The organism is Pseudomonas sp. HP_01 (assembly GCF_055284355.1).
In genome coordinates this window covers 532,609-549,226 of the sequence record NZ_JBTOPV010000001.1, presented here as the reverse complement: position 1 = coordinate 549,226, position 16,618 = coordinate 532,609, and the positions used below count along the sequence as shown (strand labels likewise).

Genomic DNA, 16,618 nt, shown 5'->3' with positions numbered 1-16,618 from the left:
GGGCCTGAGTGAGCCCCATCGGTTTTGCAGCGTGACGCCTGACGCCTTCCCGGCTAAAGCCAGTCCCACAGTCGAGGTCTCCGCCGGTTTTTTTGGATGCATGCGATCCATTAGTGGGACCGGCTTCAGCCGGGAAGAGGCCCGAGTGAGCGCCGTCAGTTTTGCAGCGTGACGCCTGACGCCTTCCCGGCTAAAGCCAGTCCTACAGGTTGACCGCGTTGTGTCAGTCGGACCGCGGTCAATTTGTGGGACCGGCTTCAGCCGGGAAGAGCCCCCAGTGAGCGCCATCAGTTTTGCAGCGTGACGCCTGACGCCTTCCCGGCTGAAGCCAGTCCTACAGGTTGACCGCGTTGTGTCAGTCGGACCGCGGTCAATTTGTGGGACCGGCTTCAGCCGGGAAGAGGCCGGTTCAGGCGCCATCCACTTCAGACCATGATTGCTTTCCCTAACTCAACAACTCCGCAAATGCCTTGTCATCCTCCAGCACCTTCGGCAGCGCGGTGAACACCGCATCCAGGTCAACCCCCTCCAGCAACGGCCCATCCACTTCCTGCTTGGCCTGCGCGGTGGCGCCGCCGTGATTCTCCAGTGCCGCAGAAATGGTCAATGCCTGAGCCACGATGCGGGGCTGGATCGCGTTACCCGGCGCCTGCATGGGCCGCGCCTGATACGCGATGGCGTTCTGGATGACCTCGGGCAATCCCCAGCGTCGGGCCAGTTCCGCGCCGACTTCCGGGTAGCCAAAGCCCAGCTGCAGCGTTTCGATGGCCGCACGGCCTGTCGTGCCGGTCTTGGTCACGCTGTTGATGCGCTCGGCAACGGCTGGCGCGCCGGTCTGGATCAGCAGCTCGCCGATGTCGTGCATCACCCCGCAAGTAAAAGCGATTTCCGCATCAGCGCCGGACTGTTTCGCCAGCAGACGGCAAATCCCCGCCACCTGAAAGCTCTTCAGCCAGAAGCCCTTGAGATCAAAACTCGGTCCTGCCTTGAATGCGCCGGTCACCGCCGACGCCAGCACCAGCGTGCGCAAGGTATTGAAGCCCAGGCGCATGGCCGCATCCTCGATGCTCGACGACTCCCGCGCCCCGCGAAAGCGCGCGGAGTTGGCCAGCCGCAGGATCTTCGCCGCGATCACCGGATCCTTTTCGATATTGCTGGCGATGCTGCCCAAGTCCGACGACGGGCTGTCGAACTGCTTGATCAGGTCCTGCGCCACCTTGGGAATGCTGGGAAGACTGCTCAAATCGGCAAACAATTGATCGATACCCATGGGTGCTGCTCCTGTCTCAGACGATGTACACACCATAGGCAACATTGGCGAATCTGCACACGTCCGGCAGCTGTTTTGCTACAGACGGCACAAACCAGGAGGCTTGAATCAGGCGACAGTGGATCTTTTTCAGCTCATCTGCCGCCGAGGCGGTTTGCAGGGAGAAAAATCAGTAATATGGCGACACACCGGAACGGGTCGCGTCCTGTACCGGGCCTTATCGAGGAAACGCCAGACGCCGGACACTCCCGGCCGCGCTGGCCTGGACATAGAGGGTGTCATGGGTAACGAAAGCATTAACTGGGACAAGCTCGGCTTCGACTACATCAAGACCGACAAACGCTACCTGGCTCACTGGCGCGATGGCGCGTGGGACCAAGGCACCCTGACCGAAGACAACGTGCTGCACATCAGCGAAGGCTCGACCGCGCTGCATTACGGCCAGCAATGCTTCGAAGGCCTCAAGGCCTATCGCGCCAAAGACGGCTCGATCAACCTGTTTCGCCCCGACCAGAACGCCGCGCGCATGCAGCGCAGTTGCAGCCGCCTGCTGATGCCACACGTGCCGACCGAGCAGTTCATCGAAGCCTGCAAGCAAGTGGTCCGCGCCAACGAGCGTTTCATCCCGCCGTATGGCACCGGCGGCGCGTTGTACCTGCGCCCGTTCGTGATCGGTGTCGGCGACAACATCGGCGTGCGCGCTGCCCCCGAGTTCATCTTCTCGGTGTTCTGCATCCCGGTGGGCCCGTACTTCAAGGGCGGCATGAAACCGCACAACTTCGTGATCTCCAGCTACGACCGCGCCGCGCCACAAGGCACCGGTGCTGCGAAAGTAGGCGGTAACTATGCCGCGAGCATGATGCCGGGCGCCGAGGCCAAGAAAGCCAACTTCGCCGACGCCATCTACCTCGATCCGTTGACCCACACCAAGATCGAAGAAGTCGGCTCGGCCAACTTCTTCGGGATCACCCACGACGACCAGTTCATCACACCGAAATCGCCGTCCGTGCTGCCGGGCATCACCCGCCTGTCGTTGATCGAACTGGCGCAGAGCCGTCTGGGCCTGAAGGTCACCGAAGGCGAGGTTTTCATCGACAAGCTCGACCTGTTCAAGGAAGCCGGCGCGTGCGGCACCGCTGCAGTGATCACCCCGATCGGCGGCATCAGCTACAAAGACAAACTGCACGTGTTCCACAGCGAAACCGAGGTCGGTCCCGTGACCCAGCGCTTGTACAAAGAGCTGACCGGTATTCAGTCCGGCGACATCGAAGGCCCGGCGGGCTGGATCGTCAAGGTCTGACCCCGACGCGTCCTGCAGGTCTGTAAAACCACCGCCTTCGTGCGGTGGTTTTTTTTCGCCCTTGCTTCGGTCAGGTAGGTCATCGAAGACGTCAGGGTATGAAACCACTGAACTGATCGCCCGGTGCAATGCCGGTGGGTGGGCTATGGTTCAAGCGCGCGCGTTCTTTTAGTGGGACCGGCTTTAGCCGGGAATTGAGCCGGAAATCGGCCGACGTCTGTCACCGACGAAAAACAAGGAGACCTCATGCACTCAACCGTCTTGTCCCGTCCTGCCGCCTTCAACCGGCCGCTGACCCTGTCCCTCGGCTTGCTCGCCGCCATGCTGGCGTCCAGCGCATCGGCAGACGATTACCCCCACGCCCGGGAAACCATAGGAACGGTCGAGCAGATCTACGACGGCGCCATGCTCCCGGATCTGGCGGTCAGTACCTATCGCAATATCGGCCGGCTGTTTCCCACCCACACCATCAAGGCCGGCGATCACCCCTATGAGTTGCCGAAGTCGGATCGGCAACTGCCCAACGTGCGCTTCACCGTCGACGGCAAAAAGTACGACCTGTATGACTTCGTGGCGCTGGACAGTATTACCGCGATGCTGGTGATCAAGGACGGCAAGATCGTCTTCGAGACCTATCAGCGCGGCAACACCGAGAAAACCCGCTGGATGTCGATGTCGATGGCGAAATCCATCACCTCGACGCTGACGGCGGCGGCGATCAAGGACGGCTTGATCAAAGGCCTCGACGCCCAGGTGGTCGATTACGTGCCGGCCCTCAAAGGCAGTGCCTACGACGGGGTGACCGTGCGCAACGTGCTGATGATGTCGTCGGGGGTGAAGTGGAACGAAACCTACACCGATCCGGCGTCGGACCGGCGGGCGTTGCTCAAGGCGCAGATTTCCCAGCAGCCTCACTCGGCCATGGCGCTGATGGCGAGCCTGCCGCGCGCGGCCGAGCCCGGTACGGTGAACAACTACAGCACCGGTGAAACCCAGGTCCTCGGCGAGATTGTGCGGGGTGCGGTGAAGATGCCGCTGGCCGAGTACCTGTCGAAAAAGATCTGGCAGCCTTTCGGCATGGAAAGCGACGCCACCTGGTGGCTGGACTCGCCTGACGGCGTGGAGATCGGCGGCAGCGGGATCAGCGCGACGCTGCGGGATTATGGGCGCTTCGGACTGTTCTTCATGAACGACGGCAAGATCAACGGCGCCTCGATTCTGCCGGACGGCTGGGTCAGGGAAGCGACACTGCCGACCACCCTCAAGGGCGGCAAGAGCCTGGATTACGGTTACATGTGGTGGACCGCCTGGACCGCGCCCTCGGTGAAAGATGGCGCCTATTCGGCGGTGGGCATCCAGGGTCAGAACATCTACGTCAACCCGGCCAATAACGTGGTGATCGTCACCTTCGGCGCGCAACCCAAGCCGGTGGACAAAGAGCCCATCGACCCGATGGCTTTCTTCGATGCGGTGGTCGCGGCGTTGAAGTGACCTTGTATGCATCGCTGGCCCCACCGCGCACGCCTGACCTGCAGGCGCGCGTTTGCCTGCCAAGAGGCGGGCATGGGCACCTTATCCGTTGATGTAATAAATGCACATCGACAGCGTGACCAGCGAGCCGAGCGTTGAAATCAGGATCGTGCTCGACACCACCGACGCCTCGCGCTTGTAGTACTCGGCCAGCATGAACGGCCCGGTGCCGGTGGGCAGGGCGCTCAACAGCAGGGCCGAGTTGGCCCACAGCGGCGGCAGGTGGAACACGCGAAACGCCAGAAACCACGTCAGCAGCGGATGGGCAATCAGTTTGATCAGCACCAGCAACGTCGTGCCCACGCGCGTGCCTTGCTGTTTTTGAGCGAGAAACAGGCCCAGGGAAATCAGCGCGCAAGGCGTCGTCGCAGCACCCAGCAGATTGAGGAATGTGTCCAGCGCGCCCGGCAATGCCGCGCCGGTCGATGCCCAGCAGGCGCCGAGGATCGGTGACACGACCAAAGGGTTTTTCGCCAGCGCCAGCAGTACTTTGAGCACGATGCGATGCACCCGGGCCTCGCTTTGCAGACCGATTTCGATGCACACCAGGGCGATGCCAAACACCACGCACACCACCAGCAACGACGCGATGAGGGCCGGCTCCAGGCCTTCCTGGCCCAGCACCATGACGCACAGCGGAATGCCGATGTAGCCGGTATTGGCGTAGGAAGCGCTGAGGGCATCGATGCTGGCATCGGCGAAATGCCCGGCCTTTCGGCGCCGCAGCAGCAAGGTAATGACGAACATCGCCAGGGTCGACAGGGTAAAGGTCAGCACGAAGCCCGGGTGCCAGATCTGCGCCCAGGTGGCATGTGCGGTGGCCGTGAACAGCAGCGCGGGCAAGCACAGCCAGACCACCATCCGGTTGATTTCAGACGCGGCAGTCGGCCCTAAACGGTTGGTACGGCGACAGAGGTAGCCCACGAGGATGAGCGCGAAGATCGGCAGCAAGACATTCAAAACGGAAGACATCGAACCCGGGCCCATGACGCAACAAACGAGAGGCGCAGAGTAGAGGGCGCTATCGTCAGGGTGCAACCTTTGTTGTCAGCGAAAAGCGGATGAGGCGGGCGTTGGGAGATGAGGCTGGCAAAGCGATGCCCGACGGGTGTCGGGCACGGTGACGGGCGTAGCGGGGATTACTTTTTCAACGGTTTGAGGTTGCCCGGCGCGATGTCGAGGACCTTGCCGTCTTCCATGTTGATAAGCGCGTATTTATCGCTGATCAGCACCCATTGCGTACCTTCCCTGGGCGCAGTGAGGCCCTTGCCTTGCCAGTCCTTGACGCCGACACGCTCGTCTTTGTACAGGTCATGGGTGGTGTCGCCGACCTTGTACTGCTCATTGGTGTGTTCCGCCTGCACGCTTTTCGTCGCAGGGGTCTGCGCCGCTGCGGAGAAGCTGGCCCCGCCCAGAAAAGCGACCACGGCCGCGCAAGCCATCAGTTTTTTCATGTTCATGGGAAATTCCTTTGGTCGTTATTGGAATTCTTTCTCGACACTTTTTTCGTTTGGCGTGCGCCCCGAAACCCGACGCACTGGGTCAGTGCCCCGGCTTACTTTTCGATCGGGACAATCTTGGTGATCTGGCCATTAGTCGTCTGCACTTCAACGTATTTGTCGTGGATGCGCACCCACTGACTCATCTTGGCCGGTTCTTCCAGGCCCTTGGCTTTCCAGTCCTTGAGCGCGGCATCGGGACGCTGAAATTCCTGCGGCGAGCGGCTGCCGACTTCGAGCTCCCGCATGTTGTCCCTGGAAGGTTGAATGGTTGGCTCCGTTGCGTTGGCGGCCTGCACCGTAAAACTCGTAACGGAAATGCTACCCAAAATCGCCAGACCGGCAATGAGCGATTTGCTATTCATTCGAAACTCCTTGGCCAGCGCGTGGTGCGCTGTCATTAGTTCCGACCGTGGTGGGCGCAAATCATTCAGTGGACGTGCTGGCGCGCCGCCCGCTGTTGCAGGTGGTGGCGGCGAATGTTAATGGGATAGCGCCTCAGTAATGCTGGTGGACAGTGGCGTGGTCGGCCGGCCCATCAGGCGGCTCAACTGCCCACCGTCTTCGAACAGCGCACCTTTGGCCGCGGCGGCATCGGAGTTGGCGAGCAACTCGGCGACGAACTCCGGCAGCCCGGCCTGCAGCAACACTGCTTTGTAGTCGGCCTCTGGAAGATCGGTGTAGACGACAGGCTTGCCGGATTGCTGGGCGATTTGAGCAGCGAATGCCTTGAGCGTGTAGGACTCGTCGCCGGCCAGTTCGTACACCTTGCCCGCCTGATCGTCACTCGCCGTCAGCACGATGGCCGCCGCCTCTGCATAATCCGCCCGCGCCGCTGAGCTGATCCGGCCTTCGCCCGCGCTGCCGTAGTGCGCGCCGTTCGCCACCGCGTGGGCCACGCCGGCCGTGTAGTTTTCGTGATACCAACCGTTGCGCAACACCACCGCCGGGACGCCGGCTTGCGTCAGTGCCTCCTCGGTCTGTTTGTGTTCCTCGGCCAGGGCCAGCGCCGAGGTGTCGGCGTGGAGCACGCTGGTGTAGGCCAGCAGTTTCACGCCGGCGCGGCGGGCCGCGTCGATCACCGCCTGATGCTGAGCCACGCGCTGGCCCACTTCACTGGACGAGATCAGCAGGATTTTTTCGGCGCCTTCAAAGGCGCGGTCCAGCGTGTCGGGTTTTGAGTAGTCTGCGTGGCGGACCTGCACGCCTTTTGCGGCAAGGTCGGCCACTTTTTCCGGGCCACGGGCGGCCGCAACGATCTGCGAGGCAGGCACGGTTTTCAGCAATTGAGCGATGACGAGGCGGCCCAGCTGGCCTGATGCACCGGTGATGACGATCATGATGATTCCCGAACAAGGTGATAGGGCGATCAGCATACTCAGCGTGCTAACCTTTCGTAAGTACGTACGAAAAGGTAAGTGTGATGAACGATATTGCTTCTCCCTTTGTAGGCAGTGTCTCTCTGCTGGAGCGGATCCGTACCGGTGAGGTGCTGGCCCGTGACTGTCCTTCGCGGGAAATCCTCAATCATGTGTGCAGCCGCTGGGGCGTGCTGGTGCTGGTGGTGTTGCTCGACGGCATGCACCGGTTCAGCGAGCTGCGGCGAAAGATCGGCGGTGTCAGTGAAAAGATGCTTTCGCAGACGCTGCAGAGCCTGGAACAGGACGGGTTTGTCGACCGCAAAGCGCTGCCGGTGGTGCCGCCCCATGTTGAATACCGCCTGACGGCGATGGGCAAGGAGGTCGCCTTGCAGATGGACGGGCTGACGACATGGATCGAGGAAAACCTGCCGCGCATTCTGGCGGTGCGGGAGGGTAGAGCGGCCGTGCTTGAGTGATCGGGTTAGCCCGTTTAGAGCGTTGGTATTTTATTGCCATGATGCGCAAGAAGTTGCGCACTTGATTATGTGTTTCTGGGTGCTTTCTGCGCTGTAAGCCACGTCTTCTGTGGCCTGCAGACGAGTGCGCAATAAGTTGCGCAGGGGTGCGCAACTTCTTGCGCACTTTCTCTTTGTTATTAGGGTTGGCGTTCGCTAAAACCCGTCATTTTCCTTCTTAAGCTATTGATTTTGCTCGGCTAATTCATAACTGGCACAAGCCTTGATATCTCCGTGGCCCCCGGATTGGCATTCACGCCTTTTCCGATGGTTTTTTGAGCACGGAGAGCATCCTTGGCAACCCCTTTAAATCTTCCGGTTGGTGGTGAGAAACGCGAACCACAGGTCGCAATTGTTCCGCTTGATCAAATTCAGGTCGAAGACGTCGGCACCGGTGCGGCCAATGTTGATGCCTGGCTGCAGGACATCAGCGGCGGGGTTGTCACGCTTGAGCGGATCAAGACCCTGGCCGGTGGGCTGCCGGTGGTGGGCAACATCATGGCGCTGGTCGATGCGCTGAACGACATCGTTCGGCTGGCGACCAGTGACGAGCGTGACCCGCTGGACTGGGTCAGTCTGGGCATCAACCTGATCGGGATGGTGCCCATTCCGCCGGGCATGGCGGCGGCGCGGATGAGCCTGCGGCCGATGCTGTTTCTGGTGCGTCAGGAGATGCGGCAGGCCGGCAAGATGGTGCTGGGCGATGCACTGATCGAGATTCTGATCGGGCACCTGAATGCAACCATTGTCGGGACGCTTGATGACTTTGTGACTCAGGCGCAGGCCAGGCTCCCCGGGATTATTGAGGATGCAGGGAAGCTTGGGGAAGGCGTGCTGTTTGAGATCGCTGCTGGCTTGGAGAGCTTGGTAGACCCCAAACTGAACGCCAAGGCCGATTTGCTTGAGGCGGGGCAGTTGGCTCATGCCGCAGGCGATCTTTGGGCCTACGACCCTCAGGCCGCGATTGGCAATATCTTCGTCGCGGCTGCAGATATTTGTGTTGCTGCGGGCAAGGGTGCGGTGAATGGCGCTGCTGAATACCTCGTGCCTGAAGCGGTTAAAGATGAGGTCGTCAGACACGCCAGTTTGTTGCGTGTTCTGGCGCCTCAGCTTCGCACGCAGATCACGGGGCTGGCAGATCCCGAAGCTCAGCATTCTATCGCGGCGTTGCTGGTTACTTTGGAGGGTGCGGTCGTCAGCTGGCGGTCGCGCAATGGCCATGCACAGGCTTTCAACATCAAGCCCGGGGTGGTTAATAAGGCCAAGCGCCAGGCGGGTGAAGGCAAGCTCGAAGTTGTTCAGCACGAGAAACCTGCCAAGGGCCGGCCTAACGAAAAGAAGAATTGCGCCTGCGCCTCGACGATCAAGAGCATCAGTTTCGCGATGGGCTCGGAGTCGGTCAGTCATACCGATTTCAGCCTGCCGGGGCCGTTTCCGATTGAGTGGACGCGGACTTATTGCTCGAGTCTGGATGCCTACGATGGTGACGTAATTGGCGCGCGCTGGATTACGCCGTTTACCACACGCTTCGATCTCGTCGGCGACGGTCTGGTGTTTCATGACTCCGATGGGCGTAGTCATGAATTTCCTCTGCCCAAGGTCAAGCTGTTTCACTTCAACGCCATTGAAAACCTGACGGTCGTTCGCCTCAGCAAAGATCGATTATTGCTGATGCGTGGGCTTGATCACCGCGAGACATATGTTCGGCGGGGTGACCGTTTTGTTCTGATCAACAAGATGCTGCCCAACGGCGCCGGGGTGATGCTGCATTACGAGCACCGCCATGATGGGGGTTCGATGCTCTTTGAATTGGTCACTTATCGGGAAAAGGACGCCCGTAAAGTCCACTTGCGCCTGGGTACTTTGATTGATGATCAGGGGCGCTTGACGGGTGTTTGGGAAATCCGGGACGGCGACGTCAAACGCCAATTGTGCGCCTATCAGTACGATGACTTTGGCGATCTTGTTCTGGCCCAAGACGAGAACGGCGCTGCCTGGCGTTACCAGTACGAACACCACCTGATTACCCGCTATACCGACCGCACCAATCGCGGTTTGAACCTGCAATGGCAAGGTTCCGGTCCGGATGCGAAAGCCATTCGCGAATGGGCGGACGACGGCAGCTTCGACACGCGACTGGCGTGGGATGAAAACATCCGCCTGACCTACGTCACTGACGCTTTGGGCCACGAAACCCGGCATTACTACGACAGCTTGGGTTACACCTATCGCATCTGCCACGCCGATGGGCGTTCGGAATGGTTCTTCCGCGATGCGGCGAAGAACATCATCCGCCACGTCCACACCGACGGCAGCACCGACCGATATCGCTACGACAAGCTCAGCAATCTGACCGAACACACCCGCGCTGATCACAGCGTGATGAATTACGCGTATGACGATAAAAGCCACCTGATCAAGATCAGCGATGGCGAAGGCGGGTTGTGGAAACGGGATTACGACTTTCGTGGAAATCTGATCGAGGCGATCGACCCGCTAGAGAGCGTTACCGAATACGCCTACAACGGCTTCGGCCTTCCTACCGCGATCAAGGACGCTAACGGCAATACAAAGGCGTTGGCCTACAACGACGCCGGACAACTCGTTAAGTACGCCGACTGCTCGGGCAAGGTCAGTGTTTGGGAATACGACGACCGCGGCCAGATGGTTCGCTTCACGGATCCCGCTGGCCACGCGACTGAGTACGAGTACAAAGCCGGTCAGCTTGTCCTGATCAAACATCCGGACGAGACCGAAGAACGCTTTAGCCGGGACGCCGAAGGTCGTTTGCTGGCTCATTCCGATGGTCTCGAACGCTGCACCACCTGGCGCTACACCGCTGCAGGCTTCATCGCCGAACGCGTCGACGCCGCCGAGCAAACCCTGCGCTATCGGTGGGACAAACTCGGCCGCCTCGTCGCGCTGGAAAACGAAAACGAACGCCGCGCCCACTTTCACTACGACCCGGTTGGGCGCCTGCTGGAAGAGCGCGGCTTCGACAATCGCTCGACTCGCTATCAGTACGATCCGGAAACCGGGCGTCTTGCCGAAACCCTCAATGGCCAACGCACCATTGCGCTGACATTCGACCCGATGGGCCGCCTGACCGAACGCCGCGCCACCCTCGGCGAACAGTCCCAGAGCGAAACCTTTGCCTACGACGGCAATGGCCATCTGGTCATGGCGACCAACGCCGTCAGCAAGCTGCAATGGTTTCACGACCCGGCCGGCAACCTGCTGCGCGAGCACCAGCATTACTCGAATCTGGACAAGCCACTGGTTGCCGTTTGGCAGCACGAGTACGACGCGCTGAATAACCGCGTCGCCACTGTTCGCCCGGATGGACACCGCGTCAGTTGGCTCACCTACGGCAGCGGTCATCTGCTCGGCCTGAAGCTCGATGAGCACGAACTGCTCAGCTACGAACGCGATGACCTCCACCGCGAGATCAGCCGGCACCAAGGCAATAACCTGCTGCAAACCCAGCAATGGGACCCGGCAGGACGCCTTCAAGAACAGCTACTGGGCCGGGCAGACGATAAAACCACGCTCATTAAACGCGCCTACACCTACGATGCCGCCGGCCAGCTCACCGACATCAATGACAGCCGTCGCGGCCCGCTCTCCTATCGCTACGACCCGGTAAGCCGCCTGCTAAGCGCCACCAGTCGCCTCGGCACCGAAACCTTCGCCTTCGACCCCGCAAGCAACCTGCTCAACGACAGCGCCGCACCCGTCCGCCGGCCTTTAGATCCTGAGCCAGTCCGCCACAAGCTGATCGACAACCTCCTGCGCGACTACGCAGGCGGCCACTACGAATACGACGAACGCGGTAACCAGACCGAGCGCTGGACTAACGGCCTGCGCAGTGAACTGCACTGGGATCTCTTCGATCGTCTGGTGCACTTCTGCGATCCGCGCCTTACCGTCGACTTCGGCTACGACCCACTCGGAAGGCGCCTCTACAAACTCTCCAAAGCCCACTACCGCCCACGCCCCGAAGCCGGCACCGGCTGGAACGAAAACGAACACGCCCGTAAAGAGCGCGAGCTCGGCTGCGGCTTCACCTTGTACGGCTGGGACGGCGACAACCTGGCGTGGGAAAGCAGTCCTCCCCCATACGCTGGCGCCCTCGGCCGAACCGTCCACTACATCCAAGAACCCGGCACCTTCGTCCCGGTGGCCCAGGCCATCCGCCACGAAACAATCCGCCTCGTGAGTCAGCCGACGTATCAGGGCCGCTACAACTTCAAAGAAGACCCGCTCTGGAACTACAAACCCGTCGCGCTACCAATTGATGCGTTGGCTTGGTACCAATGCGACCACCTCGGCACGCCGCAGGAAATCACCGACCACAACGGCAACACCGCCTGGAGCGCGCAATACAAAGCGTGGGGCGAAGCGCAGGAACAGCGTTCTGAATTCGCCCAACAAATCGGCCTGACCAACCCGATCCGGTTCCAGGGCCAATACCACGACCACGAAACCGGCCTGCACTACAACCGCCATCGGTACTATGATCCAAGGGTCGGGCGGTTTATCAGCAAGGATCCGATTGGCTACAGTGGTGGGCTAAACCTCTATCACTACGTTTCAAATCCGACGGGTTGGATCGACCCACTCGGTTTGCAAAAAGTTGTCGCGACAAATAGCCGTAGGGCTGCAATGAAAAAGGCCCAGCAACATGCTCAGGTACCGCGGTTAGGTAGAGGTGGGGAGGCGATCCCAATGAAAGATCTCAACCTAAGTAGCCATGGAGTGAATTGCAACTGTATGAAAAGTCGCGGGATCACCACGCTAGGGCGCAGGGATAAAAACGGGGTAGCAGAGGTGTTCGAGCATCCAGATGGGCACCCTGACTTGGTCGGAGATGATCAACCAGCTCACCATGAAATCCCACATGTTCACGCCACAAATACAAAGGGTGCGGTAATAGTGTTCACCTACCCGGCAGGACGTAAAGGAATCTGATATGAAACACTACAAGATCTTATGCTTTAAAGCCGAATTTGCTGAGTTTAAAAATCATGCTAACGATTTTATAAGAGAAATGTCCGCGGATGATACTGACGAGTTCGCCTTGGTGATGGCTACGAATCTGCAAGGAGGGATTGGCTTCGGAACGACGGCCCAAGGTGAAGCGGCTATAAAAGCGCTTGTATCAAAATGCTATTCAGTCGATATAAATCTTTTGAGTATAAAAATACCACTGGCGGAAGACGTCGAAGGAATGCCTCGGCTCCTGTTTCGAGGTAAAGCCGGCAAGTTTGAAAGGCTGGTTCAAGAACATATCCAGTATGACAAAGATCTCAGGAAGCACAACGTGATCTCGAGGCATAGGCCCACAACAATGCCTAAAATTTCGATGCTAGCCAGTATTCTTCAGGCTCAATATTTATCGATAATCGGAAAAGAGTTGTATGAAGCACTACATGAAAGCTGCCATTACATACTACGAGCATTGGTGTCTGGAGAGCATGGTCGTGATGCATTCTTTGTATTCTCAAAGGACTTGGACTTCTTTTTCAGAGAGTTTGAAGAAATAGTGGGCGGTGATGCCGAGATTCGTTTCGTGAACAGCGTCCGCGAGTTAATCTTTTATTAATGTAGAGCATTAAAGGGGATGAACCCTCTTAATTGTGCAGATAAAAAGCGAAAGTGCGCTGCCCCCTTTAGCTGGCTTAAGGGGCTAAAGGGGACAGGGGCTAAAGGGGACGGACCCCTTACTTAGAAACGACGCAAAGCCGCTCGTTTTTTTGGACTTAAGGGGATAGACCCCTTTAACTCTATAGCACCCACTAACAGCTTGGTAAAATCGTGGCCGACACACTAAACGTACCCCAACTGATCGAACTCCCTGAAAGCCTGAGCCCACTTTTTCTTGCAGCAGGCTGGCCCAGCACTTCCACCGTGCCACTACCGCGTTACGTTCCACACGACCATCCTGCCGCTGCTCTACTTAAACAGCTTGCCGGGGTGCAAGTGGGCATCTGCGGCGCAGGAGAGGAGTGTGCTACCAGCGATGTCGCCTTTGGCACATTTGAACATCTGCATGAAAGCGAAGATTTCCTTGAGTGGGAGCAACGCCTAGGCACCACCTTGGTGAGCATCGCCGAAGTCCATCACGGCCACGGCGCGCTGTTGATCGACGAAAAGGGTTGCTGCTACCTCTTGAGCCTCATCCACGACGGGCTTTGCATACAGGGACTGGGCTTTGTTCAAGCCATGGAGAACTTGATATTTGGGCGTAAGACGGGTGAGCAGGCGCAACTCGCAACGCCAGGCGCAATACCGATCTTTTTTACCGGCACCCTATGACAGACCTATGCTGCGTTCGGGGGCAGAAAATCTCGCTGGGTTAAAGGGTTAAAGGGGACGGACCCCTTTAATTCTACAGATCCAAATAAAAGCCATATTGGCATCCGTAACCCCATAGATTTACCCACAGTTCGAGGGAGGCCGCACGGCTCATGAGTCACGAATATAGGTTGGTTTTCCCTAATATTCTTACCGCCCGCTGCCTCATGAGCGCTCTGAGGGTGAGTGAGTATTGCGTCCGAGCAGATCAAGAGTTTGTTTACTTGAAAGATTGCGTCTCCAAGACCGAGGCGAATTACGATGCACGCTTGAGCTATGATGACCAAAATTCACTGTGGCTTGAGGTTAACTTCAGATCGTTGGCGTTATATGATCTGGTGCGCACTGCACTCGACAACGAGCCATACAAGTGCCTGAGTGATGGAGAAATTAACGAAGAAGTGGCGCTAAGCGAGGCATTCCAGCTTAGAAATCTTCATATTCCAGGTCAGGAGATTTAGATCTCAAAGGCTAAAGGGGACGGACCCCTTTAACTCTCTAGAAAGACTATCGACTGGCTGAACAGTCATGGATGGAGTATTCCGAAAAATGAAGTTGACTGGCTAAAGGGGACGGACCCCTTTAACTCTCGAATCTTACCCAAATGGTGACGAAGAATTTCATGGGCACGTACGTTGCTGGTGCGATTTGCACAACGAACAACAATCGGCATGCAGAAAAGCTGGCATGGTAACAGGCAAAGGGGAAGATCAAAAAATGAGCGCTACCACCCCCCATATAGCCAAGAGGAGCTCGATGTTATGTTGCGGTCGGAAGATGCGGAGGTAGCTACGGATGCACTTATGTATCTGTGTTTTAACATTGATGATCCGCAATGGATTCAGCTTAAGTGCATAGAAGCAATAAAGAATCATCGCGACGAGGACGTCAGAGGACTGGCCCTGACATGCATAGGTCATGTTGCCCGCATGCACAAAGTAATCGACAAATCTTTAGTCATGCCGGTCCTACTTGAAAAGCTAAAGCACAGGACCTTGTCTGGTAGAGCTCAGGATGCTCTTGACGACATTGGAATCTTTATTAACCGATGACTACGTCTAAAGTGAGATGGGCGACCCCCTTTGACCCTTTGACCCTTTGAGGCGCAAACCATTTGAAAGATATGGCAGTAGCTCCATTACTCTCTAATAAGTTTAAACATCAGTTCGCTTTATTTTTCAGCGTTTTGGATACATCCGAAATCTACTTTGCGGTCTAAAGGGGGACGGACCTTTTAACAAGAGCCCAACCCAAGTCGACGGCCGCTCGGCCGCCGATCCAGCAAGTAAATACCCCTACACCGCAAACCCAGTCCCACGCGTATTCACAAACAGCGAGTAAATCGAGTGACTGCTCGCCATGAACAACCGGTTCCCTTCGCGTCCGCCAAAGCAAAGATTAGGACAGCGCTCCGGCAGCGAGATATGTCCGATGGCTTTGCCCTGGGGATTGAACACGCGCACGCCGTCGAGTTTCTCCAGGTCGGCCTTCGGATCGCCGTTGCCGCCCCAGCCGCACCACAGGTTGCCGGCTTCGTCGCATTTGATGCCGTCGATGGCGGCGTAGTCCAGGCCTTCGATGTGTTTGCGGCGTTCGCCCAGGGTGCCGTCGTCCTTGACCGCGATGGCCCAGATCAGGCGGTTCGGTTTGGCGCGGCCTTCGACGACGTACAGGGTCTTTTCGTCAAGGGAGAAGCACAGGCCGTTGGGACCGGCCAGGTCGTCGATCACCCGGGTGACTTTCTTGCTCTCGCCGTCGATGCGGTAGACAGCGTGGGGTTGAGTCGGGGTGATTTTGTGGCCTTCGTAGTTGTTGCTGGTCTGGAAGGGCGGGTCGCTGAACCAGATCGAGCCGTCGCTTTTGCAGACGATGTCGTTGGGGGAGTTGAAGGGTTTGCCATCGAAGCTGTCGGCCAGCACGGTGATGGTGCCGTTGTATTCGGTGCGGGTGATGCGCCGGCCTTCGCTGGTGGTGGTGGAACCCTCGCAGACGATGAGGCGGCCCTGGCGATCGCGGCACATGCCGTTGGAGAAGTTGGAGTGTTCGCGATACACCGTGAAGGTGTCGGTGATTTCATCCCAACGCATGATGCGGTTGTTGGGGATGTCGCTGACCAGCAAGTAACGCCCGTCGCCGACCCATACCGGCCCTTCGGCCCAACGCATGCCGGTGGCGAGTTTCTCGACGCTGGCGTTGAAGACCCGCAGTTCGAGAAAGCTGTCGTCGAGGATGTGAACGAGCGGATCCGGGTAACGCTGGCTCAAGGGCTCGGCGGCAGACGCGAGGCGGGGCAGAGCGGCACTGCCGACGGTGGCCAGGGTGGCGGAAACAGCGAGGGATTTCTTCAGGAAACTGCGGCGGGTGTTGCCGCTTGACGGCTCAGAGGTTTCAGCATGCTTGGGCAAGGCGGACAGGGTTGAGTCCATGTAGCGATCTCCGTTGTTTTATTTTTTTACGGGAACGTTAGTAATACCTTCTGATAAGACATCGTACAAGTGAATGATGGGTTGGGTATCCAGCTCACCCTCCGAGGACATCGGTGCCCAGATTGGCCTCTTCCCGGCTAAAGCCGGTCCCACTAAAAGCAATGCGTGCAGTCGGTGGGACCGGCTTTAACCGGGGATGGACGCCGAGCGTCCTGAGAGGCGTGCCCACGCGGAGCGTGGGAACGATCACCAGTGAATGATGGGTTGGGTATCCAGCTCACCCTCCGAAGGTATCGGTGCCCAGACTGGCCTATTCCCGGCTAAAGCCGGTCCCACTAAAAGCAGTGCGTGCAGCCAGTG

The 16,618-nt window shown here is 58.4% G+C and carries 13 protein-coding genes; 7 read left to right on the top strand and 6 right to left on the bottom strand.

What is annotated here, in order from left to right; genetic code table 11:
* Positions 1-445: 445 nt before the first annotated feature.
* Positions 446-1,270 carry an HDOD domain-containing protein gene (locus tag ACYAR8_RS02315; RefSeq protein ID WP_463578959.1) on the bottom strand — a complete coding sequence of 275 codons (825 nt, stop codon included), beginning with the start codon at positions 1,268-1,270 and terminating at the stop codon, positions 446-448.
* A 280-nt stretch (positions 1,271-1,550) separates the two neighbouring features.
* On the opposite strand from ACYAR8_RS02315, the gene ACYAR8_RS02310 reads away from it, so the two are divergent.
* Positions 1,551-2,570 carry a branched-chain amino acid aminotransferase gene (locus ACYAR8_RS02310; RefSeq protein WP_074887490.1) on the top strand — a complete coding sequence of 340 codons (1,020 nt, stop codon included), beginning with the start codon at positions 1,551-1,553 and terminating at the stop codon, positions 2,568-2,570.
* Between the two features lie 246 nt (positions 2,571-2,816).
* Complete coding sequence (locus ACYAR8_RS02305; RefSeq protein WP_463578958.1) at positions 2,817-4,061, top strand: serine hydrolase domain-containing protein; 1,245 nt, start codon at positions 2,817-2,819, stop codon at positions 4,059-4,061.
* 81 nt (positions 4,062-4,142) lie between these two features.
* Here ACYAR8_RS02305 and ACYAR8_RS02300 read toward each other — a convergent pair whose 3' ends face one another.
* The 4 genes from ACYAR8_RS02300 to ACYAR8_RS02285 form a co-directional block, all read right to left on the bottom strand.
* Positions 4,143-5,072: an AEC family transporter gene (locus ACYAR8_RS02300; RefSeq protein WP_463578957.1), complete on the bottom strand. Its 930-nt coding sequence runs from the start codon at positions 5,070-5,072 to the stop codon at positions 4,143-4,145.
* 167 nt (positions 5,073-5,239) lie between these two features.
* Positions 5,240-5,560: an RcnB family protein gene (locus tag ACYAR8_RS02295; protein WP_463578956.1), complete on the bottom strand. Its 321-nt coding sequence runs from the start codon at positions 5,558-5,560 to the stop codon at positions 5,240-5,242.
* A gap of 95 nt (positions 5,561-5,655) precedes the next feature.
* Positions 5,656-5,964 carry an RcnB family protein gene (locus ACYAR8_RS02290; protein ID WP_074887498.1) on the bottom strand — a complete coding sequence of 103 codons (309 nt, stop codon included), beginning with the start codon at positions 5,962-5,964 and terminating at the stop codon, positions 5,656-5,658.
* Between the two features lie 117 nt (positions 5,965-6,081).
* Positions 6,082-6,939, bottom strand: coding sequence for an SDR family oxidoreductase (locus tag ACYAR8_RS02285; protein ID WP_463578955.1), 858 nt, complete (start codon positions 6,937-6,939; stop codon positions 6,082-6,084).
* Positions 6,940-7,022: 83 nt separating this feature from the next.
* Between ACYAR8_RS02285 and ACYAR8_RS02280 the strand changes: the two genes are divergently transcribed.
* The 5 genes from ACYAR8_RS02280 to ACYAR8_RS02260 all read left to right on the top strand — a co-directional run bounded on the left by ACYAR8_RS02280 (position 7,023) and on the right by ACYAR8_RS02260 (position 14,293).
* Positions 7,023-7,436 (top strand): winged helix-turn-helix transcriptional regulator, encoded by a 414-nt coding sequence (locus tag ACYAR8_RS02280; protein ID WP_463578954.1) that lies wholly within the window; start codon positions 7,023-7,025, stop codon positions 7,434-7,436.
* A gap of 333 nt (positions 7,437-7,769) precedes the next feature.
* Positions 7,770-12,446 (top strand): RHS repeat-associated core domain-containing protein, encoded by a 4,677-nt coding sequence (locus ACYAR8_RS02275; RefSeq protein WP_463578953.1) that lies wholly within the window; start codon positions 7,770-7,772, stop codon positions 12,444-12,446.
* A 1-nt stretch (position 12,447) separates the two neighbouring features.
* Positions 12,448-13,080: a hypothetical protein gene (locus ACYAR8_RS02270; protein WP_463578952.1), complete on the top strand. Its 633-nt coding sequence runs from the start codon at positions 12,448-12,450 to the stop codon at positions 13,078-13,080.
* Positions 13,081-13,292: 212 nt separating this feature from the next.
* Positions 13,293-13,793 carry an SUKH-3 domain-containing protein gene (locus ACYAR8_RS02265; RefSeq protein ID WP_463578951.1) on the top strand — a complete coding sequence of 167 codons (501 nt, stop codon included), beginning with the start codon at positions 13,293-13,295 and terminating at the stop codon, positions 13,791-13,793.
* 152 nt (positions 13,794-13,945) lie between these two features.
* Complete coding sequence (locus ACYAR8_RS02260; protein WP_463578950.1) at positions 13,946-14,293, top strand: hypothetical protein; 348 nt, start codon at positions 13,946-13,948, stop codon at positions 14,291-14,293.
* A gap of 834 nt (positions 14,294-15,127) precedes the next feature.
* On the opposite strand, the gene ACYAR8_RS02255 is transcribed toward ACYAR8_RS02260, so the two are convergent.
* Positions 15,128-16,258, bottom strand: a complete 1,131-nt coding sequence (locus ACYAR8_RS02255; RefSeq protein ID WP_463578949.1) for an SMP-30/gluconolactonase/LRE family protein — start codon at positions 16,256-16,258, stop codon at positions 15,128-15,130.
* Positions 16,259-16,618: the final 360 nt, after the last annotated feature.